27 protein-coding genes are annotated in these 25,203 nt (G+C 63.0%); 12 read left to right on the top strand and 15 right to left on the bottom strand.

Features of this window, described 5'->3' with window-relative positions; genetic code table 11:
* Nucleotides 1-154 precede the first annotated feature (154 nt).
* Entirely contained in the window at nucleotides 155-631 is a 477-nt protein-coding gene (locus tag AC0IYH_RS09065) for an acyl-CoA thioesterase (RefSeq protein WP_116627067.1), read from the top strand.
* A 139-nt stretch (nucleotides 632-770) separates the two neighbouring features.
* Here AC0IYH_RS09065 and pdxY read toward each other — a convergent pair whose 3' ends face one another.
* The gene (gene pdxY / locus AC0IYH_RS09060; protein WP_116627068.1) at nucleotides 771-1,643 is read right to left on the bottom strand and encodes a pyridoxal kinase PdxY; all 873 of its coding nucleotides are present in this window, start codon (nucleotides 1,641-1,643) and stop codon (nucleotides 771-773) included.
* 117 nt (nucleotides 1,644-1,760) lie between these two features.
* Between pdxY and AC0IYH_RS09055 the strand changes: the two genes are divergently transcribed.
* Complete coding sequence (locus tag AC0IYH_RS09055) at nucleotides 1,761-2,156, top strand: DUF3301 domain-containing protein (RefSeq protein ID WP_471833944.1); 396 nt, start codon at nucleotides 1,761-1,763, stop codon at nucleotides 2,154-2,156.
* Here AC0IYH_RS09055 and AC0IYH_RS09050 read toward each other — a convergent pair.
* The 4 genes from AC0IYH_RS09050 to dksA are packed head-to-tail and all read right to left on the bottom strand — an operon-like array spanning nucleotide 2,150 to nucleotide 5,441.
* Nucleotides 2,150-3,112 carry a CobW family GTP-binding protein gene (locus AC0IYH_RS09050; protein WP_471833943.1) on the bottom strand — a complete coding sequence of 321 codons (963 nt, stop codon included), beginning with the start codon at nucleotides 3,110-3,112 and terminating at the stop codon, nucleotides 2,150-2,152. The genes AC0IYH_RS09055 and AC0IYH_RS09050 overlap by 7 nt on opposite strands.
* A gap of 44 nt (nucleotides 3,113-3,156) precedes the next feature.
* Entirely contained in the window at nucleotides 3,157-3,801 is a 645-nt protein-coding gene (locus tag AC0IYH_RS09045; protein ID WP_122774481.1) for a DUF1826 domain-containing protein, read from the bottom strand.
* Nucleotides 3,801-5,009, bottom strand: a complete 1,209-nt coding sequence (zigA, locus tag AC0IYH_RS09040) for a zinc metallochaperone GTPase ZigA (RefSeq protein WP_116627072.1) — start codon at nucleotides 5,007-5,009, stop codon at nucleotides 3,801-3,803. The genes AC0IYH_RS09045 and zigA overlap by 1 nt, the downstream gene beginning before the upstream one ends.
* Nucleotides 5,010-5,036: 27 nt before the next feature.
* Nucleotides 5,037-5,441: an RNA polymerase-binding protein DksA gene (gene dksA / locus AC0IYH_RS09035; protein WP_116627073.1), complete on the bottom strand. Its 405-nt coding sequence runs from the start codon at nucleotides 5,439-5,441 to the stop codon at nucleotides 5,037-5,039.
* A gap of 125 nt (nucleotides 5,442-5,566) precedes the next feature.
* Between dksA and AC0IYH_RS09030 the strand changes: the two genes are divergently transcribed.
* A complete protein-coding gene (locus AC0IYH_RS09030) occupies nucleotides 5,567-5,935 on the top strand; it encodes a glutamine synthetase (RefSeq protein WP_122774479.1) in 369 nt (122 codons plus the stop codon).
* Here the strand turns inward: AC0IYH_RS09030 and AC0IYH_RS09025 are convergent.
* Nucleotides 5,932-7,134, bottom strand: a complete 1,203-nt coding sequence (locus tag AC0IYH_RS09025) for an N-acetylmuramoyl-L-alanine amidase (RefSeq protein WP_471833941.1) — start codon at nucleotides 7,132-7,134, stop codon at nucleotides 5,932-5,934. The two genes, AC0IYH_RS09030 and AC0IYH_RS09025, sit on opposite strands and share 4 nt — an antisense overlap.
* Before the next feature lie 128 nt (nucleotides 7,135-7,262).
* Between AC0IYH_RS09025 and folE2 the strand changes: the two genes are divergently transcribed.
* Genes folE2 through AC0IYH_RS08990 form a run of 7 tightly spaced genes read left to right on the top strand, consistent with a single transcriptional unit; the run spans nucleotide 7,263 to nucleotide 12,882 of the window.
* Nucleotides 7,263-8,153 carry a GTP cyclohydrolase FolE2 gene (gene folE2, locus AC0IYH_RS09020; RefSeq protein ID WP_471833939.1) on the top strand — a complete coding sequence of 297 codons (891 nt, stop codon included), beginning with the start codon at nucleotides 7,263-7,265 and terminating at the stop codon, nucleotides 8,151-8,153.
* Nucleotides 8,150-8,818, top strand: a complete 669-nt coding sequence (locus AC0IYH_RS09015) for an ATP-binding cassette domain-containing protein (protein WP_122774477.1) — start codon at nucleotides 8,150-8,152, stop codon at nucleotides 8,816-8,818. The genes folE2 and AC0IYH_RS09015 overlap by 4 nt, the downstream gene beginning before the upstream one ends.
* Nucleotides 8,818-9,684 carry a metal ABC transporter permease gene (locus tag AC0IYH_RS09010; protein WP_116627078.1) on the top strand — a complete coding sequence of 289 codons (867 nt, stop codon included), beginning with the start codon at nucleotides 8,818-8,820 and terminating at the stop codon, nucleotides 9,682-9,684. The genes AC0IYH_RS09015 and AC0IYH_RS09010 overlap by 1 nt, the downstream gene beginning before the upstream one ends.
* An 11-nt stretch (nucleotides 9,685-9,695) precedes the next feature.
* Nucleotides 9,696-10,574, top strand: coding sequence for a metal ABC transporter substrate-binding protein (locus tag AC0IYH_RS09005; RefSeq protein ID WP_471833937.1), 879 nt, complete (start codon nucleotides 9,696-9,698; stop codon nucleotides 10,572-10,574).
* Nucleotides 10,571-10,984: a phosphoribosyl-AMP cyclohydrolase gene (gene hisI / locus AC0IYH_RS09000; RefSeq protein ID WP_471833935.1), complete on the top strand. Its 414-nt coding sequence runs from the start codon at nucleotides 10,571-10,573 to the stop codon at nucleotides 10,982-10,984. Before AC0IYH_RS09005 ends, hisI begins: the two co-directional genes overlap by 4 nt.
* On the top strand, nucleotides 10,981-11,541 hold the full coding sequence (locus AC0IYH_RS08995) for a gamma carbonic anhydrase family protein (RefSeq protein ID WP_248089238.1): 561 nt from the start codon (nucleotides 10,981-10,983) through the stop codon (nucleotides 11,539-11,541). The genes hisI and AC0IYH_RS08995 overlap by 4 nt, the downstream gene beginning before the upstream one ends.
* A gap of 3 nt (nucleotides 11,542-11,544) precedes the next feature.
* The gene (locus AC0IYH_RS08990; protein ID WP_471833934.1) at nucleotides 11,545-12,882 is read left to right on the top strand and encodes a dihydroorotase; all 1,338 of its coding nucleotides are present in this window, start codon (nucleotides 11,545-11,547) and stop codon (nucleotides 12,880-12,882) included.
* Here the strand turns inward: AC0IYH_RS08990 and AC0IYH_RS08985 are convergent.
* Complete coding sequence (locus AC0IYH_RS08985; protein WP_015886622.1) at nucleotides 12,879-13,400, bottom strand: DUF3617 domain-containing protein; 522 nt, start codon at nucleotides 13,398-13,400, stop codon at nucleotides 12,879-12,881. The two genes, AC0IYH_RS08990 and AC0IYH_RS08985, sit on opposite strands and share 4 nt — an antisense overlap.
* Before the next feature lie 130 nt (nucleotides 13,401-13,530).
* Here AC0IYH_RS08985 and cls point away from each other — a divergent pair, with 130 nt between their 5' ends.
* Entirely contained in the window at nucleotides 13,531-14,970 is a 1,440-nt protein-coding gene (gene cls / locus AC0IYH_RS08980) for a cardiolipin synthase (protein WP_471833932.1), read from the top strand.
* A 140-nt stretch (nucleotides 14,971-15,110) separates the two neighbouring features.
* On the opposite strand, the gene cfaB is transcribed toward cls, so the two are convergent.
* From cfaB to hflK (AC0IYH_RS08940), 8 genes are all read right to left on the bottom strand, one after another.
* Nucleotides 15,111-16,295, bottom strand: a complete 1,185-nt coding sequence (gene cfaB / locus AC0IYH_RS08975; RefSeq protein WP_116627082.1) for a C17 cyclopropane fatty acid synthase CfaB — start codon at nucleotides 16,293-16,295, stop codon at nucleotides 15,111-15,113.
* An 86-nt stretch (nucleotides 16,296-16,381) separates the two neighbouring features.
* Nucleotides 16,382-17,170 carry an HvfC/BufC family peptide modification chaperone gene (locus tag AC0IYH_RS08970; protein WP_471833930.1) on the bottom strand — a complete coding sequence of 263 codons (789 nt, stop codon included), beginning with the start codon at nucleotides 17,168-17,170 and terminating at the stop codon, nucleotides 16,382-16,384.
* The gene (gene bufB / locus AC0IYH_RS08965) at nucleotides 17,161-18,006 is read right to left on the bottom strand and encodes an MNIO family bufferin maturase (protein ID WP_471833928.1); all 846 of its coding nucleotides are present in this window, start codon (nucleotides 18,004-18,006) and stop codon (nucleotides 17,161-17,163) included. The genes AC0IYH_RS08970 and bufB overlap by 10 nt, the downstream gene beginning before the upstream one ends.
* A gap of 68 nt (nucleotides 18,007-18,074) precedes the next feature.
* Nucleotides 18,075-18,329, bottom strand: a complete 255-nt coding sequence (gene bufA2, locus AC0IYH_RS08960; RefSeq protein WP_122774472.1) for a BufA2 family periplasmic bufferin-type metallophore — start codon at nucleotides 18,327-18,329, stop codon at nucleotides 18,075-18,077.
* Between the two features lie 117 nt (nucleotides 18,330-18,446).
* Nucleotides 18,447-20,327, bottom strand: coding sequence for a cation-translocating P-type ATPase (locus AC0IYH_RS08955; protein WP_471833926.1), 1,881 nt, complete (start codon nucleotides 20,325-20,327; stop codon nucleotides 18,447-18,449).
* Nucleotides 20,324-21,358 (bottom strand): protease modulator HflK, encoded by a 1,035-nt coding sequence (gene hflK / locus AC0IYH_RS08950; protein ID WP_471833924.1) that lies wholly within the window; start codon nucleotides 21,356-21,358, stop codon nucleotides 20,324-20,326. Before hflK (AC0IYH_RS08950) ends, AC0IYH_RS08955 begins: the two co-directional genes overlap by 4 nt.
* A complete protein-coding gene (gene hflC / locus AC0IYH_RS08945; RefSeq protein ID WP_122774469.1) occupies nucleotides 21,355-22,344 on the bottom strand; it encodes a protease modulator HflC in 990 nt (329 codons plus the stop codon). The genes hflK (AC0IYH_RS08950) and hflC overlap by 4 nt, the downstream gene beginning before the upstream one ends.
* Nucleotides 22,345-22,356: 12 nt before the next feature.
* Nucleotides 22,357-24,261 carry a protease modulator HflK gene (gene hflK / locus AC0IYH_RS08940; protein WP_471833922.1) on the bottom strand — a complete coding sequence of 635 codons (1,905 nt, stop codon included), beginning with the start codon at nucleotides 24,259-24,261 and terminating at the stop codon, nucleotides 22,357-22,359.
* 320 nt (nucleotides 24,262-24,581) lie between these two features.
* On the opposite strand from hflK (AC0IYH_RS08940), the gene AC0IYH_RS08935 reads away from it, so the two are divergent.
* A complete protein-coding gene (locus AC0IYH_RS08935) occupies nucleotides 24,582-25,199 on the top strand; it encodes a CDP-alcohol phosphatidyltransferase family protein (RefSeq protein ID WP_122774468.1) in 618 nt (205 codons plus the stop codon).
* The last annotated feature ends 4 nt before the right edge of the window (nucleotides 25,200-25,203 follow it).

Below are 25,203 nucleotides of genomic sequence, written 5' to 3'. Positions count from 1 at the left end.
TCCGGCAGAAAGCCGGTGCAATATATGGAAACAGATCGGTGCGCGCGTGACGGCGAGCCGCTCACCGGCGTCCCGTAAAGGATGGCGCTGCAAAAGATTCCAGCACCCGCAGAGGTGCCTCCCCAACCAATGCCTACAAACCCGTGAGTGTGCTATGGAACCCGGAAACGCCCAGCTGTCGATGACGGTATTGATGACCCCAGACATGGCCAACTTCTCAGGCAATGTCCACGGCGGCACCCTGCTCAAGTACCTCGACGAAGTGGCCTACGCCTGCGCGAGCCGTTATGCCGGGCGGTATGTGGTGACGTTGTCGGTGGATCAGGTGATTTTTCGCGAGCCGATCCATGTCGGTGAGCTGGTGACCTTCCTGGCGTCGGTCAACTACACCGGCAATACCTCGATGGAAGTGGGCATCAAGGTGGTGACCGAGAACATCCGCGAGCGCTCGGTGCGTCACACCAACAGCTGCTTCTTCACCATGGTGGCCGTGGACGACCAGCGCAAACCCGCCCCCGTCCCGCCACTGCAACCGCAGAACAGTGAAGACAAACGCCGCTTCGTGCAGGCCCAGCAGCGCCGGCAGATTCGCCAGGAGCTGGAAAAGCGCTACCAGGAAATCAAAGGCTGAGGTACTGAAAGCCTAGACTTGTAAACCGGATCAAATGTGGGAGGGGGCTTGCCCCCGATGGCAGTGGGTCAGCCACTACTTGTGTAGCTGACACACCGCTATCGGGGGCAAGCCCCCTCCCACATTGGGTTTTGTGTTCTTAGAGACCGATCGGCGTGGCTTCAAAGCGAACACGCGGATGGGCGATACGATCCTGAGCCCGCACCAGTTCCAGCTCGTAACTGGCGCAAGCCTGGGTTTCCAGCAACACCTCATGCACGGCCGCGGCAGTGAACTCAAAGGCCGCCAGCAGGCTGTCCCCCAGCAGCACCCGCGCCAGGAACAGCCCCGAGGTCAGGTCACCCACGCCTACCGGCTGGCGCGGAAACGCCAGCAGCGGCCGACGCAGGTGCCAGCTGCCCTCGGCGGTCACCAGCAACATCTCGAAGCCATCCGGCAGCTTGCCCGGGTAATCCAGATGCTTGACCAGCACGGCCTTGGGCCCACGTGCCAGCAACGCCTTGGCCATCGCCAGGCAATCGAACAGCGACTGCGGCTTGCGCCCGGCAAAGCTGTCCAGCTCCAGCTGGTTGGGGCACAGGAAGTCGGCCATGGCGGCGGCTTCGTCCAGCAGGAAATCACTCACCTCCTGCGGCACGCTGCAGCCCTTTTCGGGATGGCCCATCACCGGGTCGCACAAGTACAGGGCCTTGGGGTTGATCGCCTTGATGCGCGCCACGCCGGTGAGAATCGCACGGCCCTGGTCGGCGCTGCCCAGGTAGCCGGACAGCACGGCATCGCAGTTACCCAACTCGCCGATGGCCGCAATACCTTCCACCAGCGCCGGAATCTGCTGCGGCGCCAACACTTCGCCCGCCCACTGGCCATACTGGGTGTGGTTGGAGAACTGCACCGTGTTCAGCGGCCAGACGTTCACCCCGACCCGCTGCATGGGGAACACGGCGGCGCTGTTTCCGGCGTGGCCAAAGACCACATGAGACTGGATCGCAAGCAGATGAGGTGTGCGTTTCATGCGGGGGATTTCCGTAAAGCCGTTGAAATTCTGGCCGCGCAGTATGCGACTAAACGCAGCCTGTACGACAGACCGGCGACACAGTTAAGCTGCTCTCACTTTGTTGGAGTTTTTCGCATGCTGACCCTGGGAAACATGTTCGTGTTGATGCTGCTGGCGACCGCTGCCGCCTGGGTCTGGCACAACCACGGCCTGCGCGAGCGCGCGCTGGAGCGGGTCAAGCAGCATTGCGCCAAGCTGGATATCGAGTTGCTCGACGGTGCGGTCGCGCTCAAGCGCATCGGCTTTGTGAAAGATGCCAGCGGCCGGCGGCGCCTGGCGCGGGTCTACAACTTCGAATTCACCGTAACCGGCGAAACCCGCCACGCCGGGGTCATCACCCAATTCGGCGCCCACAGCGCGCAAGTCGAACTGGCGCCGTACCCGTTCGAAGCCAAGGAACCACTGCCCAGCGCCGAAGTGATCGAGCTGAGCCAATGGCGCCAGGACCACGCGACCAAGAACCGTCAGTAACGGCAGGCCGCCAGAGCAGCCTGCAACGCGGCCATGTCCTGTGGCGCGCTGAAAATCAATTCGATACGTGAATCACGCCGCCATTCGCTTGGCTGCCAGGCGAGCGCGCTGTTATCCACAGCGTTGGCGGACACCCAGCCCGCGCCGCTGTGGATAACCAGCTTGGCGCGGCGCCATTCAAGGCCTGCCAACCATTCATGCAGGCGCTGGGGGTCGAATTGCTGGCTCGGGTGCCAGCGCCAGCCGATGCTCCAGCCACCTTCCTGAGCCTGGCTCAGGCAGATCGGCTGCGTGGGATCAGTCCAGATGGCCGGCATTTGTGCGAGCCCCTTGGGCACCTCGACGTTATCCACAGCCGCTTTAGCGTTCGCATTCAGGCCTGGCAGTTGGTCGAGAGGCAGCTGCGCCTGCTGCGTCCAATACAGCGGGCAATCGGGTAATTGTCGCTCCACGGCCTGACGCTGCGCAGCATCCAACCCTTCCTCCTTGTTTAGCACCAACAATCCGGCACTGGCCGTCGCCTCCTGCTGAGCGGGCGGCAAGGCTTTGCCCGCCGCCAGGGCTTGGGCATCCAGCACCAAAACGCACGGTTGAACGGCCAGTACTTGCTGCCACGGCGCCTCTCGCAGTTGTTTGAGCAACTGCGCCGGGTGCCCCAGGCCCGACGGCTCGATAAACAACCTATCCGGCTTGGCCTTACGCAACAGGCGGCCAAGGCCTACCTGGAACGGTGCACCATTCACACAGCACAGGCAGCCGCCGGCCACTTCGCCGAGGGCGATGCCGTCGTCATCCAGGGTCAGCAGCGCCGCGTCCAGGCCGATCTGCCCGAACTCGTTGATCAATACCGCCCAGCGCTCGTTGGCCGGGCGTTGGGCGAGCAGGTGCTTGATCAGGCTGGTCTTGCCGGCGCCCAAAGGCCCGGCAATCACGTGGGTGGGAATGTTCTGCAGCATGAGAGGCGCTATTCGGACCGTGTAGAGAGCTTGATCCTACCCGGTTATGCCAACCAATCCAGCGTCAGGATCAAGCGACGCTCATCCGCCTTCAACGCTGGCGAGCGGTGGATCAGGCCGTAGCCTTCATTGCCGTGCCATTTGGTGCCCTTGAGCAAGGCCACTTCGCCGCACTGGATCTGCTCGATGCGCTCGCCGGGCTCGGCCTCCGGCTGGCTCAGTTGGCGGCGGTCCATCACGCCTTCGCGCAACCACTGGCTACCGATGCCGGCGTAGGTGGTAATCAGCCGCACCGGCACATGGTCCACGTGAAAACGCGGGCACATGGCCTTGTCCAACAGACGCAAACGCACGCCGATGCGTTTGGCACCGAGCAGGCAGGCAAACGCGCTGACCAGCCACGACACATCGGCGACGAACCCTTCATAGCCTTCAAGATCACGACAACTGGACGCCAAACCCTTCAAGTTCGGCTCGGAATCCTCGCTGCTGAGTTCGATCACCATCGAGTCGGCCAACGGCTCATTGAGCGCCACCAGCAACTCGCCGAACTCGGCAATGTGCAACGGCAACTGGCGCTGCCAGAGCGCCAGGTTGACGCCATCTTCGAGGATATCGGACAGCGCCAGCGGGGTTTCGCCGCGGGTTTGGCGGATCACGGGGCGTAATGGAATCACTTGGGCCAACATCAGGCGGCTGCCTCCTCATACCAAGGGCCAAAGGGGTCGGCCAGCTGGCGCCACCCTTCGACGCCCAGGGCCATTTCTGCATCGGTGAGCAAGCAGGCGTCCAGCTCGGCGCGCATCTGGGTGAAGTCGATGTTTTGCCCGATAAACACCAGTTCCTGGCGGCAATCGCCGGTGCTCAGTTGCCAGTTACCCATGATCGCCGCCACGCTTTCTTCGTCCTGTGGCCATTGGCTTTTCGGCACAAAACGCCACCAGCGTCCGGCAAACCCATGGCGCATCAGGCCGCCGGCCTGGGACCAACTGCCCGCGTCCTGATGCTTGCTGGCCAGCCAGAAAAAGCCCTTGGAGCGCAGCAGCTTGCCGTTGACCCACGGGCGGTCGATAAAGTCGAAAAACCGCTGCGGATGGAACGGGCGGCGCGCGCGGTAAGCCGTGGAGGCGATGCCGTACTCTTCGGTTTCCGGCACATGCTCGCCGCGCAGCTCCTGCAGCCAGCCCGGGGCCTGGGCGGCGCGCTCGAAGTCGAAACGGCCGGTGTTGAGGATCTTGTGCAGCGGCACTTCGCCCATGACCATCGGGATGATTTCCGCCTGGGCGTTGAGGCGTTCGAGGATCGCCATCAGCTCCTCGCGCTCATGGCTGCTGATCAGGTCGATCTTGCTGATCAGGATCACGTCGGCGAACTCGATCTGCTCGATCAGCAGATCGGTGATCGAGCGCTCGTCCTCTTCACCGAGGGTTTCGCCCCGCGAGGCCAGGCTTTCAGCGGCCTGGTAGTCGAGCAGGAAGTTCATGCCGTCGACCACGGTGACCATGGTGTCCAGGCGTGCGATGTCGGCGAGGCTTTGCTCGTTTTCATCACGAAAGGTGAAGGTTTCGGCCACGGGCAAGGGTTCGGAAATGCCGGTGGATTCGATCAACAGGTAATCAAAGCGACCCTCCTTGGCGAGTTTTCCGACTTCCAACAGCAAGTCTTCGCGCAAGGTGCAGCAGATGCAGCCGTTGCTCATCTCCACCAGTTTTTCTTCCGAACGGTTGAGGGTGACGTCGCGCTGCACCTCGCTGCCGTCAATGTTGATTTCGCTCATGTCATTGACGATCACCGCCACGCGCAGGTTCTCGCGGTTGCGCAGGACGTAGTTGAGCAGCGTGCTTTTGCCGGCGCCGAGAAAGCCGGACAACACGGTAACGGGGAGGCGATTAGGCATCAGGTATTCCTCATCAGGGGTGGCCGGTCAAATCGCCCGTTTATGGCGTTCGCGCAGCTCTTCACGTTCTTTCGCTTCGATACACAGGCTGGCCGTAGGGCGCAGCAGCAGGCGTTGCAGGCCGATAGGCTCACCCGTTTCGCGGCACCAGCCGTATTCGCCACGGGCCAGCAATTCGAGGGCGTCGTCGATCTTGTCCAGCAGCTTCTTTTCCCGCTCCAGCAGGCGCAGTTGCCATTGGCGCTGTTCTTCGGCGCTGCCCACATCGGCGGGGTCGCTGTTGGTTTCCTGCTCGCGCAGTTGCTGGAATTCGCCCTCGATGCGCGCTTGCAGCTCGTTGCGCTGGGCCAACAGCAGCGCACGGAAGAAGCCTTGCTGGGCTTCATTCATGTAGTCGGCGGGCGGCTGGGCCAGCAGGTCTTGTTCAGTCATGGGGAGCGGTTCACGGGTCAGGCTGTGTTTTAATGTTATAGTATAACAATGCAAATAAGCCAATCCCCCTTGCTCACCGCGACGAAGGGCGCAATGCTTGAACACCCCAAACCTCGAGAAACTCTATGAAATACCTGGTGTGCGCCCTGTTATTGGCAGCGGCTGGACCGGCCTGCGCCCAGGCACCGAGCCCGTTGGCGCACTGCACGCGCAGTGCCACCCTGCTGGCGTGCGTAGACCCTTTGGGCAATGCCTACAGCGTGGCGACGGCGGGCAGCACCACGTATCTGAGAGGTTTTGAAGTAATCGGCAAACGCTATTGGGCACAGACCAACAGCCGCTATGGGCAGCTGACGTTCTTTACCGGGCTGGCGTCGGACGGTGAGGCGTGGGTCGGCTACACACGGCGTGTGGGCTGGACCACCCTGAACCGGTTTTCCAGTTCGGGTGGCGCCAGTGCCAAGTTCACCTGCAGCCGCATCGCCGGCTGTTAGGCCTGGGCGTCTTTCTGTTCCTGAACCCAGGCCATGTAGCTGTTCATCGGCGGGTTCTTCTGGAAATACTGTTTGAGCCCTTCGAACAGACCGTCGGCAACCGCCTGCTGATGCCGCGCCGTGACCAGCCGTGCACTGTCTCGCGCATTGGAAATAAACCCGGTTTCCACCAGGATCGACGGCACATCCGGTGACTTGAGCACCGCAAACCCGGCCTGCTCCACACGCTTCTGATGCAACGAAGTAATGCCTTCCAGGCTGCCCAGGATCGAGCTGCCCAGTTGCAGGCTGGAGGCGATGGTGGCGTTCATCGACATATCCAGAATCACCCCGGCCAGCATCGGGTCCTTGTCCTTCAGATTGAGCAAACTGGTAGCGCCCAGCAGGTCAGCGCCGTTTTCCCGTTGCGCCATAAACCGCGCGGTGGCGGAGGTGGCGCCGCCTTCGGACAAGGCATACACCGACGCCCCCGAGGCGGTGATGCGTGGCGCCGCATCCGCGTGCACCGAGATAAACATGTCAGCGTTGTGCTTGTGGGCGATCTCCACGCGCTTGCGCAGCGGCACAAAGAAGTCGTCGTTGCGCACCAGCTTCACATCAAAGCCCTTCTCACGCTTCAAGCGTTTGGCCAGCAATTGGGCGATGGACAGCACCACATCTTTTTCGCGCTGGCCCTTGGAGCCGACGGCGCCAGGGTCCTTGCCGCCGTGGCCGGGGTCGACCACCACGATGATGTCGCGCTTGGGGTGGGCCTTATCCACCGGCGGCGTGGGTTCTTTCGCTATTTGGCGAGGAATTTGAGTAGCGCTGCTGAGATCCAGCACCAGGCGATGACCCTGGCCATCCTGGGGCGGCAACAGAAAGCTGTTGAGCTGCATCGGTGCGGCCAGGTCCAGCACGATGCGTGTGTCGCCCTTGCCGAAATGCCCGGAACGGATCGCCGTAATGCCACTGCCCTTGAGCGTCAGTTGAGAGAAATCCCCACTGAGCCCCGCGCCACTCAAATCGATGATCAGGCGCTCGGGCGCTCCCAGGGTAAAGGTCTTGTATTGCACCGGGCCGCTGAGGTCGAACACCAACCGCAGCTTGTTATCCGAGCGCCACAGGCGCGCGTTGCGAATCTGCGTGGCCGACGCGGCGAAAGGCAAGGTGAACAGGGGGCTGGCCAGAAGCAGGTTAAGGAGCTGACGTCTGCGCATGAAAATACCGCTGAGAAAAGGAGCGTCCGTACTCGACATGGGTGAAAAAAGGCCGGGGAAGAAAATTCATCGTCGACTCTATTGTTATACTATAACATGTCGAATTATTTCCAACGATGGACCTGCCCATGAACGCGCTGACTCTGCCGGATATCGCCGCGCAGGCTTCAAGCCAGGCCTTGCCACTCGACTGGGTGGGCATGTGCGGTATCGCCTTGCCGATCCTCATCGACGGCCAACGCCTGAGCGCCACCGCCGATGCGGGTGTGAGCCTGGACGACGGTGCCGCCCGTGGCATTCATATGTCACGCCTGTACCTGGCACTGGAGATGCTCGACCAGCAGCCCCTTACGCCTGCACTTCTGCGCAATGTACTGCAGCGCTTTCTCGACAGTCATGAAGAATTATCTAAGAACGCCTACCTACGTATTCATACCAACCTGCTGCTGAAACGCCCTGCGCTGGTCAGCCCGTTGGCCGGCTGGAAAAGCTATCCGGTGAGCATCGAGGCGCGCCTGGAAAACCAAATGTTCCACGTGGAACTAAAAATTGACGTTACGTATTCCTCAACTTGCCCATGCTCCGCTGCCCTCGCCAGGCAGTTGATTCAGCAGCAATTTCTCGACGACTTCGCTGACAAGCCGCTTCAATACGAAGCCGTATTGACCTGGCTCGGCAGCGCCAATGGCATCGTCGCCACGCCCCACAGCCAGCGCAGCAGCGCGCAGTTGCAGGTGACGTTGCAAGGCGAACACCTGGCGCTGGTTGACTTGATCAACGACGCAGAAGCTGCCCTCGGCACTGCCGTACAAACCGCTGTAAAACGCGCGGACGAACAAGCCTTCGCCCTGGCCAACGGGCAGAACCTGATGTTCTGCGAAGACGCCGCCAGACGCTTGAACCTCGCCTTGAAACGCTCGGATGCCGTTAAAGCCTTCCACCTGAAAGTGATCCACGCCGAAAGCCTGCACGCGCACGATGCCGTGGCTGAAAGCCGCTGGACGAGAAACCCTGAATGATCACCTGCACCGCCTTGCGCTGGGGCGCCCCCGGCCAACCGCTGACCCCGGCGGTAGATTTCACCCTGGAAAAAGGCAGCCTCACCGGCGTGATCGGCCCCAACGGCTGCGGTAAAAGCAGCCTGCTCAAGGTCATCGCCGGCTTGCAAAAGCCCTTGGCCGGCAAGGTGAGCGTGGATGTTCCACGGCGTGGCGGCCTGTCGTTCCTGCCGCAGCAACAACATCTGGATCGCCAGTTCCCCATCAGCCTGCAAGAGCTGGTGGCCGCCGGCTTCTGGGGCACCAAGCTCACTCCGGAGCAACGCAGCCAACGCCTGCAAGCGGTGCTGGAAGACTGGTGCCTCAGCGGCCTGGAGCAGCGCCCGTTGATGGCCTTGTCTGGCGGGCAACTGCAACGTGCCCTGCTCGCGCGCATGAGCCTGGCCGAAGCGCCGGTGTTGCTGCTCGACGAACCTCACGCCGCCCTCGACGAAGAAGGCCAGGCGCTGTGCTGGAAACACATCCACGCCTGGCACGCCGAAGGTCGCACGCTGGTGGTGGTGTGTCATGACCTGGCCTCCGTGCGCCACCATACCGAGCAAGTGGTACAGGTCAAAAGCACCGGCTGCCTCTTCGGCCCTAGCAAAGAGCTGATCCGCCCCCTACTGCACATGCAGGTGGCCTGATGCATTTCACCGCGCAATTGTGGATGCCGTTTTTCGACTTCGTGTTCATGCGCCGCGCCTTGATCGGCGGGCTGGTGCTGGCCTGCAGCACCGCGCCGCTGGGGGTATTTTTGATCCTGCGGCGCATGAGCCTGATCGGTGACGCCGTGGCCCACGGCATCCTGCCCGGCGCTGCCCTGGGCTTCTGGTTCGCGGGTTTGAGCCTGCCCGCGCTGACCATCGGCGGCCTCGGCGCCGGCCTGGGCATGGCCGGGTTGTCGGCGTGGATCACCCGCCGCACCGGCCTGCGCGAAGACGCCAGCCTCGCCGCCATCTACCCCATATCCCTCGCCGCCGGCGTGTTGATCCTGGGCATTGCCGGCAAGCGCCTGGACCTGCTGCACCTGTTGTTCGGCTCGGCCCTGGCGGTGGATGAAACCACCCTCACCGGCATGCTCTGGGTGTCCGGCTTCAGCCTGATCGCCATGGGGCTGATCTACAAACCGTTGCTGCTGGACACTCTGGACCCGCTGTTCCTGCAAACCGTCAGCCGCCTCGGCCCTTTGGCCCACGGGCTGTTTCTGACCCTGGTGGTGCTCAACCTGGTGATTGGCTTCCAGGCCATCGGCGCCTTGATGGTGGTGGGTTTGATGATGTTGCCGGCCATTGCTTCACGTTTCTGGAGCCGGCGCCTGCCGGTGTTGATCGCAGTATCGGCGGTGCTGGGATGCCTGTCGGTGTGGCTTGGCTTGTTGCTGTCGTTCTACTACTCACTCCCCAGCGGCCCGGCGATTGTGCTGGTGGCTGGCGGCGGGTACCTGCTGTCCGTGGTTTTCGGTCCGGTGCACGGTTTGCTGCGCCGCCCGCCGTCTCTTACATCCCAATGAGGTGTTTCCCGATGCGCGCTCTACTCGTGCTGTTCAGCCTGCTGCTGCCACTGTCCATGGCCCAGGCCGCCGACAAACTCCAGGTGGTTACCAGCTTCAGTATTCTCGATGACATCACCCACCAGATCGGTGGCGATCACATCCAGATCAGCAACATGGTCGGCCCCGATTCCGACGCCCACACCTACGAGCCGACCCCCGACGACGCCAAGGCGCTGCTCAAGGCCAAGCTCATCATCAAGAACGGCCTGGGCTTCGAGCCGTGGCTGGACCGCCTGGTGACCAGCACCGAAACCAAGGCCACCGTGGTCACCGCCAGCAAAGGCGTGATTTCCCACACCATGGAAGAAGACGGCGAAACCATTCCCGACCCGCACGCCTGGCATAACCTGGCCAACGCCGAAATTTATGTGAACAACATCACCAAGGCGCTGGTCGCCGCCGACCCGGCCAACAAAGCCGATTACCAACGCAACAGCCAGGCCTACCTCAAAGAGATCTACCGCCTGCTGGCCGAAGCCAAGACCAAGTTCGGCGCCCTGCCCGCCGGCAACCGCCGCATCGTCACCTCCCATGACGCTTTTGGTTACCTGGGCCAGGCCTATGGCATCCAGTTCCTCGCGCCGCAGGGTTTGTCCACCGAGCGTGAACCGTCTGCCGCCGAGGTCGCTGCGCTGATCACCCAAATCCGCAAGGACAAGGTCAAGGCGGTATTCATGGAGAACATCAAGGATTCGCGCCTGCTCAAGCAGATCGCTGACGAAAGCGGCGCGCAGATCGGCGGCACGCTGTACTCCGACGCCCTGGCTGCAGAAGGCCCGGCCAGCACCTTTACCGGGCTGTTCGAATACAACCTCAACACCTTGTGCGCCGCTCTGAGCAAGCCATGACCCTGAGCATGCTCGAACTGGAAGGGGCTGCCAAAGGTAGCCGCTTTCCACTCGACTCGGTGCTCGACGCCCTGCCGTGGAACCGCGATGGCCTGATTGCCGCCATCGCCCAGCAACATGGCACAGGCGAGGTGCTGATGCTGGCCTGGATGAACCGCCAGGCCCTCAACGAAACCCTGGCCAGCGGGCAAGCCTGCTACTGGTCGCGCTCGCGCCAGCAGCTGTGGCGCAAAGGCGAAAGCTCCGGCCACTGCCAGCAACTGTTGGAAGCGCGCCTGGATTGCGACGGCGACGCGGTGCTGCTGATCGTCAACCAACTCGGCCCGGCGTGCCACACCGGCCGGCCCACCTGCTTCTACAACGCTATCGATGGCGACCACGTTCACATCATTACGGAGCCATTAGCATGATCCGCAAAAACCCTTCCGGCGACCTGCCGGTGATTGCCGAATCGGCCTACGTCGACAAAACCGCGATCATCTGCGGCAAGGTCATCATCGGCGAGAACGTGTTCGTCGGCCCCTACGCCGTGATCCGCGCCGACGAAGTCGACGCCAGCGGCACCATGGACCCGATCACCATCGGCGCCAACTCGAATATCCAGGACGGCGTGGTCATCCATTCCAAGTCCGGCGCTGCCGTGACCATCGGCGAGTTCACCTCCATCGCGCACCGCTCCATCGTCCACGGCCCCTGCACCGTCGGCGACCGCGTATTCATCGGCTTCAACAGCGTGTTGTTCAACTGCGCCGTGGGCGACGGCTGCGTGGTGCGGCATAACTCGGTGGTCGACGGCCGCGACTTGCCCGCCGCGTTCTACGTGCCCTCCACCACCCGCATCGGGCCGAATACCGACCTGTCGCAATTCCCACCGGTGAGCGTCAGCGCCTCGGAGTTTTCCGAAGACGTGGCGCGCACCAACGTTGACCTGGTGCGCGGCTACAAAGCCCTGCAAAACGAGTTCTGAGCCATGAGCCGCCTGCTGATCCGCAACGCCCGCCTGGTGAATGAAGGCCAGGAATTCGACGCCGATGTGCTGGTCGCCAATGGCCGCATCGAAAAGATCGCCAGCAGCATCGAAGGCGGCGTTGCGCCCGTGGCCATCGACGCCCAGGGCCAATGGTTGCTGCCCGGCATGATCGATGACCAGGTGCACTTTCGCGAACCTGGCGCACCGGACAAAGGTAGTTTCTACAGCGAGTCCCGCGCGGCGGTGGCCGGCGGCATCACCAGCTTTATGGACATGCCCAACACCAGTCCTGCCACCCTGGACCTGCAAGCCCTAGCCGATAAAAAGCGCCGCGCCGCCCTGCACTCGGTGGCCAACTACGGCTTTCACTTCGGCGTGAGCAACGACAACCTCGACACCGTCGCCGCCCTCGACCCGCGTGAAGTGGCCGGGGTCAAAGTGTTCATGGGCGCGTCCACCGGCAATATGCTGGTAGACGACCCACGCGTTCTGGAGCGGCTGTTTGCCGAGGTGCCGACCATTCTGCTGGCCCACTGCGAGCACACGCCGAGCATCCTCGCCAACGAACAGCGCCTGCGCGAGCGCTTCGGCGACAAGATCCCGGCCGTCGCCCACCCGCTGATCCGCGATGCCGAGGCGTGTTATCGCTCGTCGTCTTTTGCGGTGGAATTGGCCCAGCGTCACGGCACCCGCCTGCATGTGCTGCACCTGACCAGCGCCCGCGAGCTTGAGCTGTTCGAAGACAAACCGCTGGCGCAAAAGCGCATCACCGCCGAAGTCTGCATCCACCACCTGCTGTTCGATGACCGCGACTATCACCGCCTCGGCCATCAGATCAAATGCAACCCGGCGATCAAGACCCGCGCCGACCGCGACGCTCTGCGCCTGGCCTTGCTGAGTGATCGTCTGGATGTGATCGGCACTGATCATGCGCCGCATACCTGGGCGCAAAAACAGTTGGGCTATCGTGAAGCGCCGTCGGGTTTACCGCTGGTGCAGCATGCGCTGCCGGCGTTATTGGAATTGGTCGCTGATGGGCTGCTGCCGCTGACCACCCTGGTGGCCAAAACCAGCCACCGGGTCGCCGACCTGTTTGCCATCCCGGACCGGGGTTATTTACGCGAGGGGTATTGGGCCGACCTGGTGCTGATCAAACCTGAGCCGGCGGGCAAGGCGGTGAGCGATCAGCCGATCCTGGCGAGATGCGGCTGGACGCCGTTCGCCGAACGCAGCTTTCGCCACAGCGTCAGCACCACATTGGTGTCCGGCCACCTGGCCTGGCACAACGGCCAGGTGGTCGACAGCTGCCAGGGCTTGCCCCTGCACTTTCTGCGTTAAGCGCGCGGTTTGACTGTGCCGCAGTCGTTGCCCAGCCACTGAGCGTGGCTATCCAGGCTGCCCTTCTGCTGGATGCCGGTGGCATTGAAGGTGCCGTTGACGGTGGTGGTGAATTCCTTCTGGCTCTGGAAGGTCGCCACGCCGGTGCCTTGGGCTTTCGGGCAGCTGAAACGGAATTTCCACTGGTTGCCGGTCTTGTCGGTCACTTCCTGTTTGCAGCCCGATTGCGGGTCGGTCAGCGGGATCGAGTCCGAGGCGACCTGGGCTGGGGTGAGGCACACTTGCACGCCTTTGCCGGCCATGGTGATGCCTTGTTTCTCCAGCATCGCGCGTTGTTCCGGGGTCATCTGTTGCTTGAGCTGACCGAGGATCAGCGACAGGTCCGGCAGGTCCTGGTTATCGACTTTCATATTGCTGGTGGTCAATTCCCACAAGCCCGGCGCCAGCATCTGCGCCTGTGCTGCCACCGGCAGCGACAAACCAATAACCATGGCTAAACCAAGCAGACGAGCATTCATCGGGTAACTCCTGGGTAATTGTGGGCGTTAGACGCCGCAAAGGCGCCAGTGTTGCACGGCAAATAAAATAGCGACATTCGCAGCCGTTCATGGTCTGTTAGGCACTGGATTGTCTGGAGTCATGTCGTTCATGGATTTTTTTGGCCCGCACCTGCTCGCCTACTTCATTGCCTCACTGCACTTTCTCGGGACCCTCGCCGCGATCCACGCGGTGCTGACCGTCAGGACCGCCCAAGGCTCGATCGCCTGGGCCTTGTCCCTGATGTTCATGCCCTACCTCACGCTGATCCCCTACCTGATTTTCGGCCGCAGCACCTTCGACGCCTACATCCAGGCGCGGCGCCAGGCCAACCAGGAAATGCACGCCGCCATCACCGAGCTGAATTGGCGCCCTTGGGTCGAGGAAGCCCTGGCCGCGCGCAGCTCAAGCGCCTACACATCGCTGCGAGCCATGCCCAAGCTGGGCCGCATGCCGTGCCTTGCCAACAATGAAGTGCGCTTGCTGATCAATGGCGACGCCACGTTCAGCGCGATCTTCGACGCCATCCGCAACGCCAAAACCGCCGTGCTGTTCCAGTTCTTCATCATCCACGACGACGAGCTTGGCAGGCAGTTGCATGCATTGCTGAAGGAAAAAGCTGCACAAGGTGTAAGCATCTACGTGCTCTACGACCGCATCGGCAGCCACGCCCTGCCCCATCGCTACGTGCAGTCGCTGCGCGATGCCGGGGTACAGGTCAAGGCATTCGCTACGCGTAGCGGCTGGCTCAATCGCTTCCAGGTCAACTTTCGCAACCATCGCAAGATCGTCGTAGTGGACGGCCTCACCGGGTTTGTCGGCGGCCACAACGTGGGCGATGAATACCTGGGCAAAAAACCGCCACTGGCACCGTGGCGCGACACCCATGTGCAGGTCACCGGCCCGGTGGTGGCATGCCTGCAGGAGTCGTTCGCCGAAGACTGGTTCTGGGCCGCGCGGGAGCTGCCGCCACTGATCCTGCCGGACGCCTACCCCGAAGACGGCGTGCTCTGCCAACTGCTCGCCAGCGGCCCGGCCGACCCGTATGAAACCTGCTCGCTGTTTTTCGTCGAAGCCATCCACGCCGCGACCGAACGCGTGTGGATCACCAGCCCGTATTTCATCCCCGACGAAGCCGTATTCGCCGCCCTGCGCCTGGCGGTGCTGCGCGGAGTGGACGTGCGCCTGCTGCTGCCCTCACGGCCCGACCACCGCATTGTGTATGCCGCGTCCAGCCTTTACGCAATCGAAGCGGTGCGCGCCGGTGTGCGCGTATTCCGCTACACGCCGGGTTTCCTGCATCAGAAGGTGGTGTTGGTGGACAGCGAAATCAGCGCCATCGGCAGTGCGAATATGGACAACCGTTCGTTCCGGCTGAATTTCGAAGTGATGCTGCTTACCGTCGACGAAGCCTTCGCCAAGCAGGTAGAGGGGATGTTGCTGGACGACTTCGACCAGGCCCATGAAGTCAGCCAGGAAGAAAGCCGCGAGACCCGCCGCCTGCAACAACTGGGCATGCGGGTAGCGCGCCTGATCTCACCGATTCTCTAACCAACAACTCGGTAAAAAAATGTGGGAGGGGGCTTGCCCCCGATGGCGGTGTATCAGTCATGAATGTGGAGACTGACACTCTGCTATCGGGGGCAAGCCCCCTCCCACATTTGGATCTTCAGTGTTTATGAAACTGTGTTTCAGCGATAGATATCTTCCCGCGTCCACGGCAGTTCATGGCTGCCATCGGCGTGGGGTTTCACCGCCAAAATCTGGTGCAGGTTGATCCAGCCCCGGGCAAACGCGTAGGCGCAACCGGCCAGGTACAGCCGCCAGATCCGCAGCGCCTGCTCCGGCACCATCTTCGCCGCGGCTTCCAGGTTGTCCTCCAGGCGCTCGCTCCAATGGTCCAGGGTGCGCGCGTAGTGCAGGCGCAGGCTTTCGACGTCGACCACTTCCAGCCCGACTTCGCTGATTTCAGCGGTCATCATCGCCAGGTGCGGAAGCTCGCCATTGGGGAACACGTAACGCTCGATAAAGTCCCCGGCGCCTCGGCCCACGGGGCGGCCGTCGGTGTGCTTGGCGGTAATGCCATGGTTCATCACCAGGCCGCCTTCACGCACAGCGCCGAACAGGGTCTTGCAGTACTCCGCCAGGTTGGCGTGGCCGACGTGCTCGAACATGCCCACGCTCACCACTTTGTCGAAACGGCCGTCTTGCGGCAGGTCGCGGTAGTCGAGCAGTTGCAGGTCAACCTGGTCCTCCAGCCCCTCGGCCTTGACCCGTTCCCGGGCCAGCGCCAACTGCTCTTTGCTCAGGGTGATGCCAAACACTTTGACTCCGAACTCCCGCGCCGCAAACCGCGCCAGCCCGCCCCAGCCACAGCCTACGTCGAGCAAATACTCGCCCGGTTGCAGCCGCAGCTTGCGGCACAGGTGGCGGAATTTGTCTTGTTGAGCCTGGTCGATGGATTCGCTGCCGGTTTCGAAATAACCGCAGGAGTACGCCATGTCCTGGTCCAGCCATAGCTGGTAGAACTCGTTGGACAGGTCGTAATGGTAGGAAATGGCCGCCGCGTCAGTGGCCTTGTCATGGATCGAGCGCACCGGACGACTGCCGCCGTCGTCTTCGATCAGGGCGTGACTCAATTCGTCACATACCCGGATGACCTCGGCGATGGAGCCTTCCAGCTCCAGTTTGCCCTCCACGAAGGCTTCGCCCAGTGAGTCGAGCGTGGGATGGGTCAGGCTGGTCACGACCGTGGGGTCCTTCACCACGATGGTCACACTGGGCTCGGGGCCCAAGTTGAATTCATGGCCGTCCCAGAGTCGAAGACGCAGCGGTAGCTGAAGATTCTGTAAGGCCGGTGGAAGTTGCGCGAGCATGAGTAGTCCCCCCTTGTTTCAGACGTCTGAATGGAGGGTAGACCATCCGAAGAAAAGTAGGAGGCTATCGATTTGATAGCCGTCTTCTATGACCTTCGGCGCTCGACCAAGCCGTCCTGGACCCACTGTTTCAGCCACGTTACGGCTTGGAGGGGAGCACCCTCTGCATAAGTGACTGCCAGCTCGGCGCACAGTTCTGAAAAATTCCAGCCGGTGGTCACCATCCCTGCCAGGGCGCAGATTTGCGCGGGTTCGAGGCTGCGGTAGTGGCACACATTCTCCTGGCGCCACACCAGGCAGATGTGCGCCGGGTCCAGTTCCTGGCTGTCGGGAAAGGCCGATTCGTCCTTGCTGGCACGCCAGATCGCCAGCGTGTTGAAGCGGCAAAACACCTGCTGCACCGAAGCTGCCAGGGTGACCTGCAAGCCCGGCCAGTCTTCCGGCGGCAACTGCGCCATGTCATTCAGGGTCAACGGCTGACCCTGCGGCGCATCAAACGCCAGGGTGAACGCCCACTCCAGCCGCGCCAGTTCGGCCAACGGCGCGCCTTGCTCGGCCACCAGGTGCTCAAGGATAAACGCCGGGAATCGTTGGCCCAGCCAGCGCAGGCTGTAGTGGGCTGACGGATAACGGCGCACGTAGGCTTCGGTCAGCGCCGCAAACTCGTCGTCACCCAGCCAATACCAGATGGCGCCGAAGTCATGGCGCAGCACCTCCTGCAACCGCGATAGGTAAGCGTTGTGATAAATCGCCAGGCCCGTGTCCACATCCAGCGTCGGCCCGCCGAGCAAGGTGGCGGCGAAGCCACTGTTGGCCAACGATGTTTCAGATAATAAATGCCGTTCAAAGGCCAATTGCCAATCGGTCAGGCGCATAACGCTCTCCTGGCCAGAGCGGTGGCGCCCAGTTCACGCGCCTTGCTCAGCTCGGTGAGCAATTCTTCGAAAGGCGGGAAATGGTCATCGCGCTCCAACAGGGTCGAGACCGGCCCCAAGTGTTCCAGGGTCTGCTGATACAGCGCCCATACCGGATCGCACACCGGGTGGTCATGGGTATCGACCACGTAGTCGCCGTAGTCCATATGCCCGGCCAGGTGCAGTTGGCGGATGCTCTCGGGCGGCAGGTTGCGGATAAACGTCCAGACATCAAAGCCGTGGTTGCGCGAACTGACATACACATTGTTCACGTCGAGCAACAGCTGGCAGCCGGTGAGATGCGCCAGCGCCTTTAGAAACTCCCACTCGGTAAATTCATCCGCCTTGGCGCGCACATAACTGGAGACATTTTCCAGCACCAATGGCCGCTGCAACACGTCCTGCACTTGGCGAACGCGGCCGGCCACGTGGTAGAGGCTTTCTTCGGTGTAAGGCAGCGGCAGCAGGTCATGCAACTGGTGCGCGCTGCCGCGGCTCCAGCACAGGTGATCGGAAATCCACGCCGGCTGGATACGCTCGGCCAGCGCTTTGATGTGTTTCAGGTAGTCGGTATCGAGGGCATGCGGCCCGCCGATGGACAGGGACACCCCGTGCATCACCAGGGGATAACGCTCGGCTATCGCATCCAGGTAGTACAAGGCTTTGCCACCCTGCACCAGATAATTCTCGGAGATCACTTCGAACCAATCCACGGCCGGCGACTGTTCAAGGATCTGCTGGTAGTACTCACTGCGTAAACCCAGGCCGTAACCCAGAGTTGGAAGGGACGCGGACATGACTCACTCCTGGGCAAAGTGTCCGCGGCGCTGGGGGGGCAGACGCCGCGGTGGCACCCGTTGGCCGGTTACTCGCCGACTTTGCCGCCAGCCTTGGTGCAGGCATCGGCACTGGCCATGGCCTTGAAGCCCTGGCCTTTGCAGGAGCCTTGGCCTTTGCAGGCGTGGTCCTTGGTTTTGCAGTCGTTCTGGCCTTTGCAGGCGTTGACGCCATAGCAGTGCACAGCGGTATCGGCGGCCTGGGCCTGGGTGACAACACCGGCAAACAGGGTTGCGGCGGCCATTGCGAGAGCAGCACCAGCAGCAGCGGATTTAATGTTCATTGTTGTATTCCTCATGATCGGTAGTGGAGCCGGTCTGAACGGATTGTTCAGTCTCGACACAGCACTAGAGTGAGGCCCCCTATCGGCGTTACAGCTGTATGCAAATATTTCTAAAATTTATTCTTCCAGCTTCAACAGCGGCTCCTGAAAGCGCAACAAACGCCCGGCATTGCCCAGTACCAGCAAGGTGCTGAGGTTATGCAACACCGCCGCAATCATCGCCCCGGCCGCGCCCAGCCAGCCAAACGCAGCAAACACCACAATGGCCAGGGTCCAGCCCAAACCAATGATCACGTTGACCTGCAACGTGTGCCGGCACCGGCGACTCAAGCGCACACAGGTGCCGAGGCGACGCAGGTCGCTACCGATCAATACCACATCCGCCGAAGCCAGCGCGATATCCGCCCCGCCCGCCCCCATCGCCACGCCGACCACACCGGCCTTGAGCGCCAGGGAGTCGTTGATGCCATCGCCCACCACCATCGGCCGGAAACCGCTGCCGATCTCGCCCAACACGCGGTTGAGTTTGTCCTCGGGCAAGGCTTGGGCTTCGACGTCGCTGATGCCCACCTCCAGCGCCAGGCTATCGGCGACGCTCTGGCGGTCGCCGGTCAGCAGCAGTTGGCGGCCCAGGCCCAGGTCCCGCAGTTCCTGCAGAGCCTGGCGCGCTTCCGGCTTGACGCTGTCGGCCAGCAACAGCCAGGCGAGAAATTGCCCGTTCAGCGCCAGCCCGGCAATCGGGCCGTCGTGGTTCGGTACGGCTGTGGTGACAATGCCCAATTGCTCGAACAGCTCCGGCCGCCCCAACGCCGCCTCGCCCTCTTCCGTCTGCGCCACCACGCCCAGGCCTTGGCGTTCACGAATGTCTGTCAGCGTTAACGGCTGCGTGCCCAACCCTGCCAGCGCCCGGCTGACCGGGTGGCTGCTGGCCGAGCCGAGGCTGGCGGCCAGGTTGAGCAAGGCCTGGCGATCCGGCGCGGTGGTTTCAATGGACTGCAAGCGCAGCGTGCCAAAGGTCAACGTGCCGGTCTTGTCGACCACCAGCGAGGTCAGGTCGGCCAGCTCTTCCAGAAACGCCGAGCTGCGAATCAAAATCCCATGCCGCGCCGCCACCGCAATCCCGGCAATCGCCGTGGCCGGTGCCGACAGCACCAACGCACACGGGCAAGCCGCCACCAGCACGGCCAACATTGCCTGGGCGTCATTGGTCACAAACCAGGTCACCGCTGCCAGCAACAGCACCAGCACCATATAGCTGCCGGCATAACGCTCCAGCAGCCGGGTGATCGGCGGCTTGGAGCGCTCGGCGTTCTGCATCAGCGCGATGACTTTGCCGAGGGTCGACTCATTCCCGGTGCGGGTCACCTCAAGGCGCAACAGGCCATCGAGGTTGATCGCGCCGCCAAACACCTGCACGCCCACGCTGGCTTCCAGCGGCACCGACTCACCGGTGATCGGTGCCGTGTCCAGGCTCGCCTGGCCCGACAGCACCACGCCATCGGCAGGCACGCGGTCGCCGGCGCGCACTTCGACGATATCGCCGGTGTGCAGCGTGCCGTTGTCCACTTCCACAATGCTGCCGTCGGCCTGCACAAGGCGCGCATGGCTGCGAGTGAGTTTGCCAAGGGCGTGGATCGCTTCCTGGGAGCCGATTACGCTGCGCTCTTCGAGCACATGGCCGAAGATCATGATGATCGGCAGCAAGGCGGCAGTCAGCAGGTCGCCGGTGGCCCACGCGCCCAGCATCGCCAGGGCGATCAACTGGTCGGTGATGCCATGCAGGCTCGGAAACCGCAGGCTGTACCAGGCCGAGCGCATCACCGGCACGGCCACCAGCAGCGACGCCACGCCGAGCAGCAACTGGCTCACGCCGCTCTGGTCCGGCGCCAACCAGCGCCACACCAGGCCGAGTATCAGCAAGCCCAGGGCCAGCATGGCCAGGGTCAATTGCCGGGCAGCGCTGCGCTGTTCGGCGGAGGTCAGCATGGGTGCGCTCATTGTTCGGCTCCCTGGATGATCAAGCGGGAGTCGTCTTTAGGGTCGACCGTGGTGACAGAACCGGCCTGGCCGAGAATCTTCGGCAAGCGCTCGCGGTACAGGCGCAGCAGCAAGCCGGGGTCTTTGACCTGAGCCAGGCTGGCGACGGTGGCGGTTTGCGCCTGGGCGTTGGCCAGACGTTCGCTGGCCTGGGCGTGGGCCACTTGCACCAGGCGGTCGGCCTGCTGGTTGGCGGTCTGGGTGAGTTTTTCCGCGTCGGTGCGCGCGTTGGCCACGGCTTTGTCGGCTTGCTGACTGGCGGTGAGCACCGCGTTGAAGGCATTCACCGCCGGGCCCGGCAGGCTCGATTGCACGTCGACGCGAGTGGCAACGATGCCCAAACCCAAGCCGCTGTCGGTCAACTGCGCCAAGCGCTTGTTGATGCCTTGCACCAGATCACCACGCAAGCGTTCGCGGCGCTCGGCGGCGCCGTTGTCGCTGCCGATCAGCTCCGGGCGCGCGACCAGAATAGTGTCCAGGTCACGCGCGGCCGTCAGGGCTACGGCGCTGCGCGTCACCAGCCGGTCCAGCGCCGGCAACACATGCTCGCCCTGCAACACAAAGGCATAGGGCTCAGTGACCTTATAGAACACCCGCACATCCAGCTGCACTACGCCGGCATCGCCGGTCAGCAGGTAACCGGAACCGGCCAGGGCATCGCTGAGTGGCGCGGCGAAGGTGGCCACGCGGTCCGCCTGCACCGCCGCATCGGAACGCAGCAGGTTTTCCACCCGACGCTCGATCACGCGGTCGGCCGCCGGCAATAGCACCACCTGTTCGAACGGCTGCGGCCAGGCGAGTAAAAGGCCGGCATTCTGGATGCGGTCGAGGGCGCCGAAGTGCAGCACCACGGCGCGGTTCTGCGGGTCGATCTGGCGCACATTGGAAAACGCCCAGGCCAACGCGGCCAACACGGTCACCGCGTACAGCGCGAGGAAGGTCAGGCGCCCGGCCTGGATCCACGGGCTGTCCGGGCTGTCACGCTCGGTCATGGCTGAACGTCCTTGGGCCCGTCCACCAGCGCGCGGAAAGGCGCGGCGTCGGTGCGCAGGATGATTTTAGTGCCCGGCGTGACCACCGTGCCCAAGGTGTCGAGGGAGCGCAGCAGGTTGTACAGCTGCGGGTTGCCGGCGTAGGCACGCCCATAAATCTGCGCCGCCTCGACCCGCGACTGCGCTTCGATATCGGCGGCTTTCACCGTGGCATCGGCCTGCACGATGCGCGCATCGCGCTCGGCGGCGGAGCGGATTTGCGCCGCCTCACGCTTGCCCACGGCGGTGCGTTCGGTGGCGATGGTTTCACGCTCGGCGCGCATGCGGTCGACCGTGGCGGTGAGGGTTACCGAGGGCAAGGTCAGCCGCTCGATGCCGACTTGCGCCACGCGCACGCCATAGGTGGTGAGCAATTGTTGATCAATCTGCTGGCGCAACTGCGCTTCGAAATCGGCGATGCGCACCTGGCTGGCGTCGGTGTTGATCAAGCTGGACAGGTCAAAACTGGCCGCCGTGGTTTCCAGTGCCGAGCCGACAAAGGTACGAATCTGCCGCGCCGCCTCATCCGGCTGGTTCTGCACCGCGCGCATAAAACGCTGCACATTCTCGGCATCGCCCTGCACCTGCCACGCCACATAGGCCTGCACGATGATGCGCAGGCCATCGCGGGTGCCCACATCCTGCAAGCCGCTGGAGGTGGTGCGCAGACGCAGGTCCACCGGGATCGCCGCTTCGAACGGCGCCGGCCAGCGCCAGCCCAGGCCCGGTTCCAGCAGCACCCGCGACGGGTTGCCGAAGCGCGTGATCACCGTGGCTTCGCCGGAACGCACCTGCACCAGGCTTGCGGCCGCAACGGCAAACAGCACCAGCAACACCGCCCAGGCCATGCGCCGCCAAGGGAATGGGCCGGCCGCCTGTTCATCGCCATGGTGGTGATGGTGGTGGCCGTGATGGTGATGACCGTGATCGTGAGAATGAGCGCTCAACAGACAGACTCCTTATTGAACGGCTTTACGCGGCACCGAGGGATCGGCCGGCAAGGTAAAAGAACGCAGATCGATCGTCGGCGCGCCATCGGCGCCCAGGCGGTGATCCAGAATCAGCAGCTTGGCGTGGGCCAGGCCCTGGCTGAGTTGGCCCAGGTACTGCTCCAGCACGAAGGCCTGGCCGGCGCTGGCGTAGGCTTTTTGTTCGGCGGCAAAACGCAGATCGGCCGCCTGGGCGCCGGCGTTCACTTCGCGGGCCGTGGCCAGCGCCTGGTCGCGGGCGGTGCTGGCTTGCAGCAAGGCCTGGTTGGTTTGCTCGCTGGCAGCACCGCGCTCGCGGGAGATCAATGCCTGGGCGCCGATCTGCGCGGCTTGCACGCCGTGGTAGGCGTTGGCGGCGCCGGCCGGTGGGTGAATGGCTTCTACTACTGTCGCCAGAATCTCCACGCCGCTGTCGAGTGTTTGCAGGTCGGCTTGCACCGCGCGGCCGATTTCGTCTGCAAGAAGGGTGCGTTGTTCGCCGAGCAATTCATCCAGGGTGCGCGAGGCAAAATCGTGCACGAGAATGCGGCTGGCGGTGCTGCGGATCAGGGTCGGCACATCGGCGCTGTTATAGGTGGCGGCCAGCGCGGCCCTGTCGGTGAGGCCGATACGGTAGACGAACCGCACGTCCATATTGACGATCTGGAAGCTCTGCTTGTCGCCACTGCTGCTGGCGATCACCTGGGATTTGTCGTTTACATGGCTGGCGTCCCACAGCCGATTGGCAATCGCGGGGGGCGGGCCTTCGGCGGGCGCCAGGTCTGGCTTTGCAGCCTCGCTGACGCTGGTGGCCAGTTCGTGTACCACGCCATTTTCCACGCTGATCACACGGCCCAACGGCCACGGCAAACCGGCATGCAGGCCCGGGCCGAACACTTCCACGGGTTTGCCAAAGCGCTCATAAATCCCACGGCCTTGCAGGGGCACTTCGTGCACGCCGGTCAGGGCCCAGCCGACAGCCAGCACCACCAGCAGCACCGGTAAAAACGCGCGGCGCATGTAGGTAAAGGCCCAGATCTGACGCAGGTCGATGCCGAAGCGGTTGTGCAATTCATGCTGCAAGGCGAGCAAGGGTTGGGGTGGCCAGCGCAGCAGGTCGGCGATGAAACTCTGGGCCATCAAACGCGGTTCGAGGCGCGGCTGGCGTGGGCTGAACAGCGACAGCACGGCCCTTAACAGAAACTCCAGCGCCACCAACGCCGGCAGCAAACCGATCAACGTCGCCAGGCGCAGCGGCCACACCGACTCGGCGCCAGCAAACAGCAGGCAAATCCCACTGATCACCAGGCACACAATCGCCACCCGGCTCAACTGCGCCAGCTGCCCGGCTTCCGGCCATTGCGCGGCGGTTTCCTGGGCCAGGCGGCGCTCGAACACCAGCAGGCCAAACGCCAGGGCCAAGCCCAGCGCGGCGCCGATGCTGGCGGATTGGCCGACTGCGGCGGCAGGCAACGTCAGGTTCCAGAATTCAACAATGCTGACCAACGCCAGCAGCGACCAGCCCGCCAGCCACAGCACCGGCGCGCCGATCTGCCCGACGACGCGCCCCACCAGGCGTGCATAGCCGCGCGCATCTTCACCCGGCACTTCAGCGGATGGTTCTTCCAGCGCCTGAGCGCGCCAATCGGCCACCCACCACGCAGACTGCAACCCCGCCACCAGCACCAGCAACGCCGACGCGCAGTTGATCAACACCACGGGCCAGATCGACAACGGCGCAAACAGCGCAACAAACAGTGCCAGCACCCAACCGGCAACGGCCAGCGCTGTCAGGCTGATCCCGGCTTGCCGCAACCGGCGGGCATGGAACACCCCTTGTTGAAAACGCGCGAGGCCCTCAACCGAGGCGCCGTCAGCTTCCAGATCCACTTGCATCCACTCAACGCCCGTCTGCACACAATTGGTTACGATATAACACGCAGCGTGAAATTTTTGTTCGATAAACACCGTGTTCAAGCGACGAGCAGATCCCCTGTGGGAGGGGGCTTGCTCCCGATAGCGGTGGGTCAGTCAACACAGGCATTTACGGTCCTACCGCTATCGGGGCAAGCCCCCTCCCACATCTGATCCTTATCGCTCTCAAGACCGTGACTAAACCCCCATAAACACGCGCCATCACTGGTGCAGCCCCCAAATAATCGGCACACTCCAAACCAGTTTTTCGCGGGTTCACGGACAAGGAAGCGTCACCTCCCATGATTTCGATCTATCAGCTCAAACCGCGTTTTCAAAACCTGCTGCGCCCCCTTGTGCAGCGCCTCTACGACAACGGCACCACCGCCAACCAGATCACCGTGCTGGCCGGCGTGGTTTCGCTGTTGGTCGGCCTGTTGATCGCCAGCTTCGCCGAGTACCTGTGGCTGTTTGCGCTGATCCCGTTGTGGATGATCCTGCGCATGGCCCTGAATGCCATCGACGGCATGCTCGCCCGCGAATTCGGCCAGCAGTCGCGCCTGGGCGCCTACCTCAATGAACTGTGCGACGTGATTGCCGACAGCGCGCTGATCCTGCCGTTTGCGCTGATCCCCGGCGTGAGCCTGGCGCCGGTGCTGTTGGTGGCCTTGCTGGCAGTGTTCAGCGAATACGCCGGCGTGCTGGGGCCGATGGTGGGCGCTTCGCGCCGCTATGACGGGCCAATGGGCAAGAGTGATCGCGCGTTCGTCCTCGGCGTGCTGGCCACCGGCGTGGCGCTGGGCTGGCTCGGCGCCGGCTGGGTCGACGCGGTGATGTGGCTGGTCGCCGCCCTGCTCGCCTACACCCTGGTCAACCGCGTACGCCAAGGCCTGAAAGAAACCACTTCCCCTTCTGCATAAGGAT

The sequence above is a fragment of the Pseudomonas sp. AC463 genome (assembly GCF_979253585.1).
This window is presented reverse-complemented; position numbering and strand designations above follow the sequence as displayed.

What these genes read in the sequence shown, in the direction of transcription:
- AC0IYH_RS09065 (WP_116627067.1), top strand. Translation starts at nt 155, where the DNA reads ATGGAACCCGGAAACGCCCAGCTGTCGATGACGGTATTGATGACCCCA.
- pdxY (WP_116627068.1), bottom strand. Translation starts at nt 1,643, where the DNA reads ATGAAACGCACACCTCATCTGCTTGCGATCCAGTCTCATGTGGTCTTT.
- AC0IYH_RS09055 (WP_471833944.1), top strand. Translation starts at nt 1,761, where the DNA reads ATGCTGACCCTGGGAAACATGTTCGTGTTGATGCTGCTGGCGACCGCT.
- AC0IYH_RS09050 (WP_471833943.1), bottom strand. Translation starts at nt 3,112, where the DNA reads ATGCTGCAGAACATTCCCACCCACGTGATTGCCGGGCCTTTGGGCGCC.
- AC0IYH_RS09045 (WP_122774481.1), bottom strand. Translation starts at nt 3,801, where the DNA reads ATGTTGGCCCAAGTGATTCCATTACGCCCCGTGATCCGCCAAACCCGC.
- zigA (WP_116627072.1), bottom strand. Translation starts at nt 5,009, where the DNA reads ATGCCTAATCGCCTCCCCGTTACCGTGTTGTCCGGCTTTCTCGGCGCC.
- dksA (WP_116627073.1), bottom strand. Translation starts at nt 5,441, where the DNA reads ATGACTGAACAAGACCTGCTGGCCCAGCCGCCCGCCGACTACATGAAT.
- AC0IYH_RS09030 (WP_122774479.1), top strand. Translation starts at nt 5,567, where the DNA reads ATGAAATACCTGGTGTGCGCCCTGTTATTGGCAGCGGCTGGACCGGCC.
- AC0IYH_RS09025 (WP_471833941.1), bottom strand. Translation starts at nt 7,134, where the DNA reads ATGCGCAGACGTCAGCTCCTTAACCTGCTTCTGGCCAGCCCCCTGTTC.
- folE2 (WP_471833939.1), top strand. Translation starts at nt 7,263, where the DNA reads ATGAACGCGCTGACTCTGCCGGATATCGCCGCGCAGGCTTCAAGCCAG.
- AC0IYH_RS09015 (WP_122774477.1), top strand. Translation starts at nt 8,150, where the DNA reads ATGATCACCTGCACCGCCTTGCGCTGGGGCGCCCCCGGCCAACCGCTG.
- AC0IYH_RS09010 (WP_116627078.1), top strand. Translation starts at nt 8,818, where the DNA reads ATGCATTTCACCGCGCAATTGTGGATGCCGTTTTTCGACTTCGTGTTC.
- AC0IYH_RS09005 (WP_471833937.1), top strand. Translation starts at nt 9,696, where the DNA reads ATGCGCGCTCTACTCGTGCTGTTCAGCCTGCTGCTGCCACTGTCCATG.
- hisI (WP_471833935.1), top strand. Translation starts at nt 10,571, where the DNA reads ATGACCCTGAGCATGCTCGAACTGGAAGGGGCTGCCAAAGGTAGCCGC.
- AC0IYH_RS08995 (WP_248089238.1), top strand. Translation starts at nt 10,981, where the DNA reads ATGATCCGCAAAAACCCTTCCGGCGACCTGCCGGTGATTGCCGAATCG.
- AC0IYH_RS08990 (WP_471833934.1), top strand. Translation starts at nt 11,545, where the DNA reads ATGAGCCGCCTGCTGATCCGCAACGCCCGCCTGGTGAATGAAGGCCAG.
- AC0IYH_RS08985 (WP_015886622.1), bottom strand. Translation starts at nt 13,400, where the DNA reads ATGAATGCTCGTCTGCTTGGTTTAGCCATGGTTATTGGTTTGTCGCTG.
- cls (WP_471833932.1), top strand. Translation starts at nt 13,531, where the DNA reads ATGGATTTTTTTGGCCCGCACCTGCTCGCCTACTTCATTGCCTCACTG.
- cfaB (WP_116627082.1), bottom strand. Translation starts at nt 16,295, where the DNA reads ATGCTCGCGCAACTTCCACCGGCCTTACAGAATCTTCAGCTACCGCTG.
- AC0IYH_RS08970 (WP_471833930.1), bottom strand. Translation starts at nt 17,170, where the DNA reads ATGCGCCTGACCGATTGGCAATTGGCCTTTGAACGGCATTTATTATCT.
- bufB (WP_471833928.1), bottom strand. Translation starts at nt 18,006, where the DNA reads ATGTCCGCGTCCCTTCCAACTCTGGGTTACGGCCTGGGTTTACGCAGT.
- bufA2 (WP_122774472.1), bottom strand. Translation starts at nt 18,329, where the DNA reads ATGAACATTAAATCCGCTGCTGCTGGTGCTGCTCTCGCAATGGCCGCC.
- AC0IYH_RS08955 (WP_471833926.1), bottom strand. Translation starts at nt 20,327, where the DNA reads ATGAGCGCACCCATGCTGACCTCCGCCGAACAGCGCAGCGCTGCCCGG.
- hflK (WP_471833924.1), bottom strand. Translation starts at nt 21,358, where the DNA reads ATGACCGAGCGTGACAGCCCGGACAGCCCGTGGATCCAGGCCGGGCGC.
- hflK (WP_471833922.1), bottom strand. Translation starts at nt 24,261, where the DNA reads ATGCAAGTGGATCTGGAAGCTGACGGCGCCTCGGTTGAGGGCCTCGCG.
- AC0IYH_RS08935 (WP_122774468.1), top strand. Translation starts at nt 24,582, where the DNA reads ATGATTTCGATCTATCAGCTCAAACCGCGTTTTCAAAACCTGCTGCGC.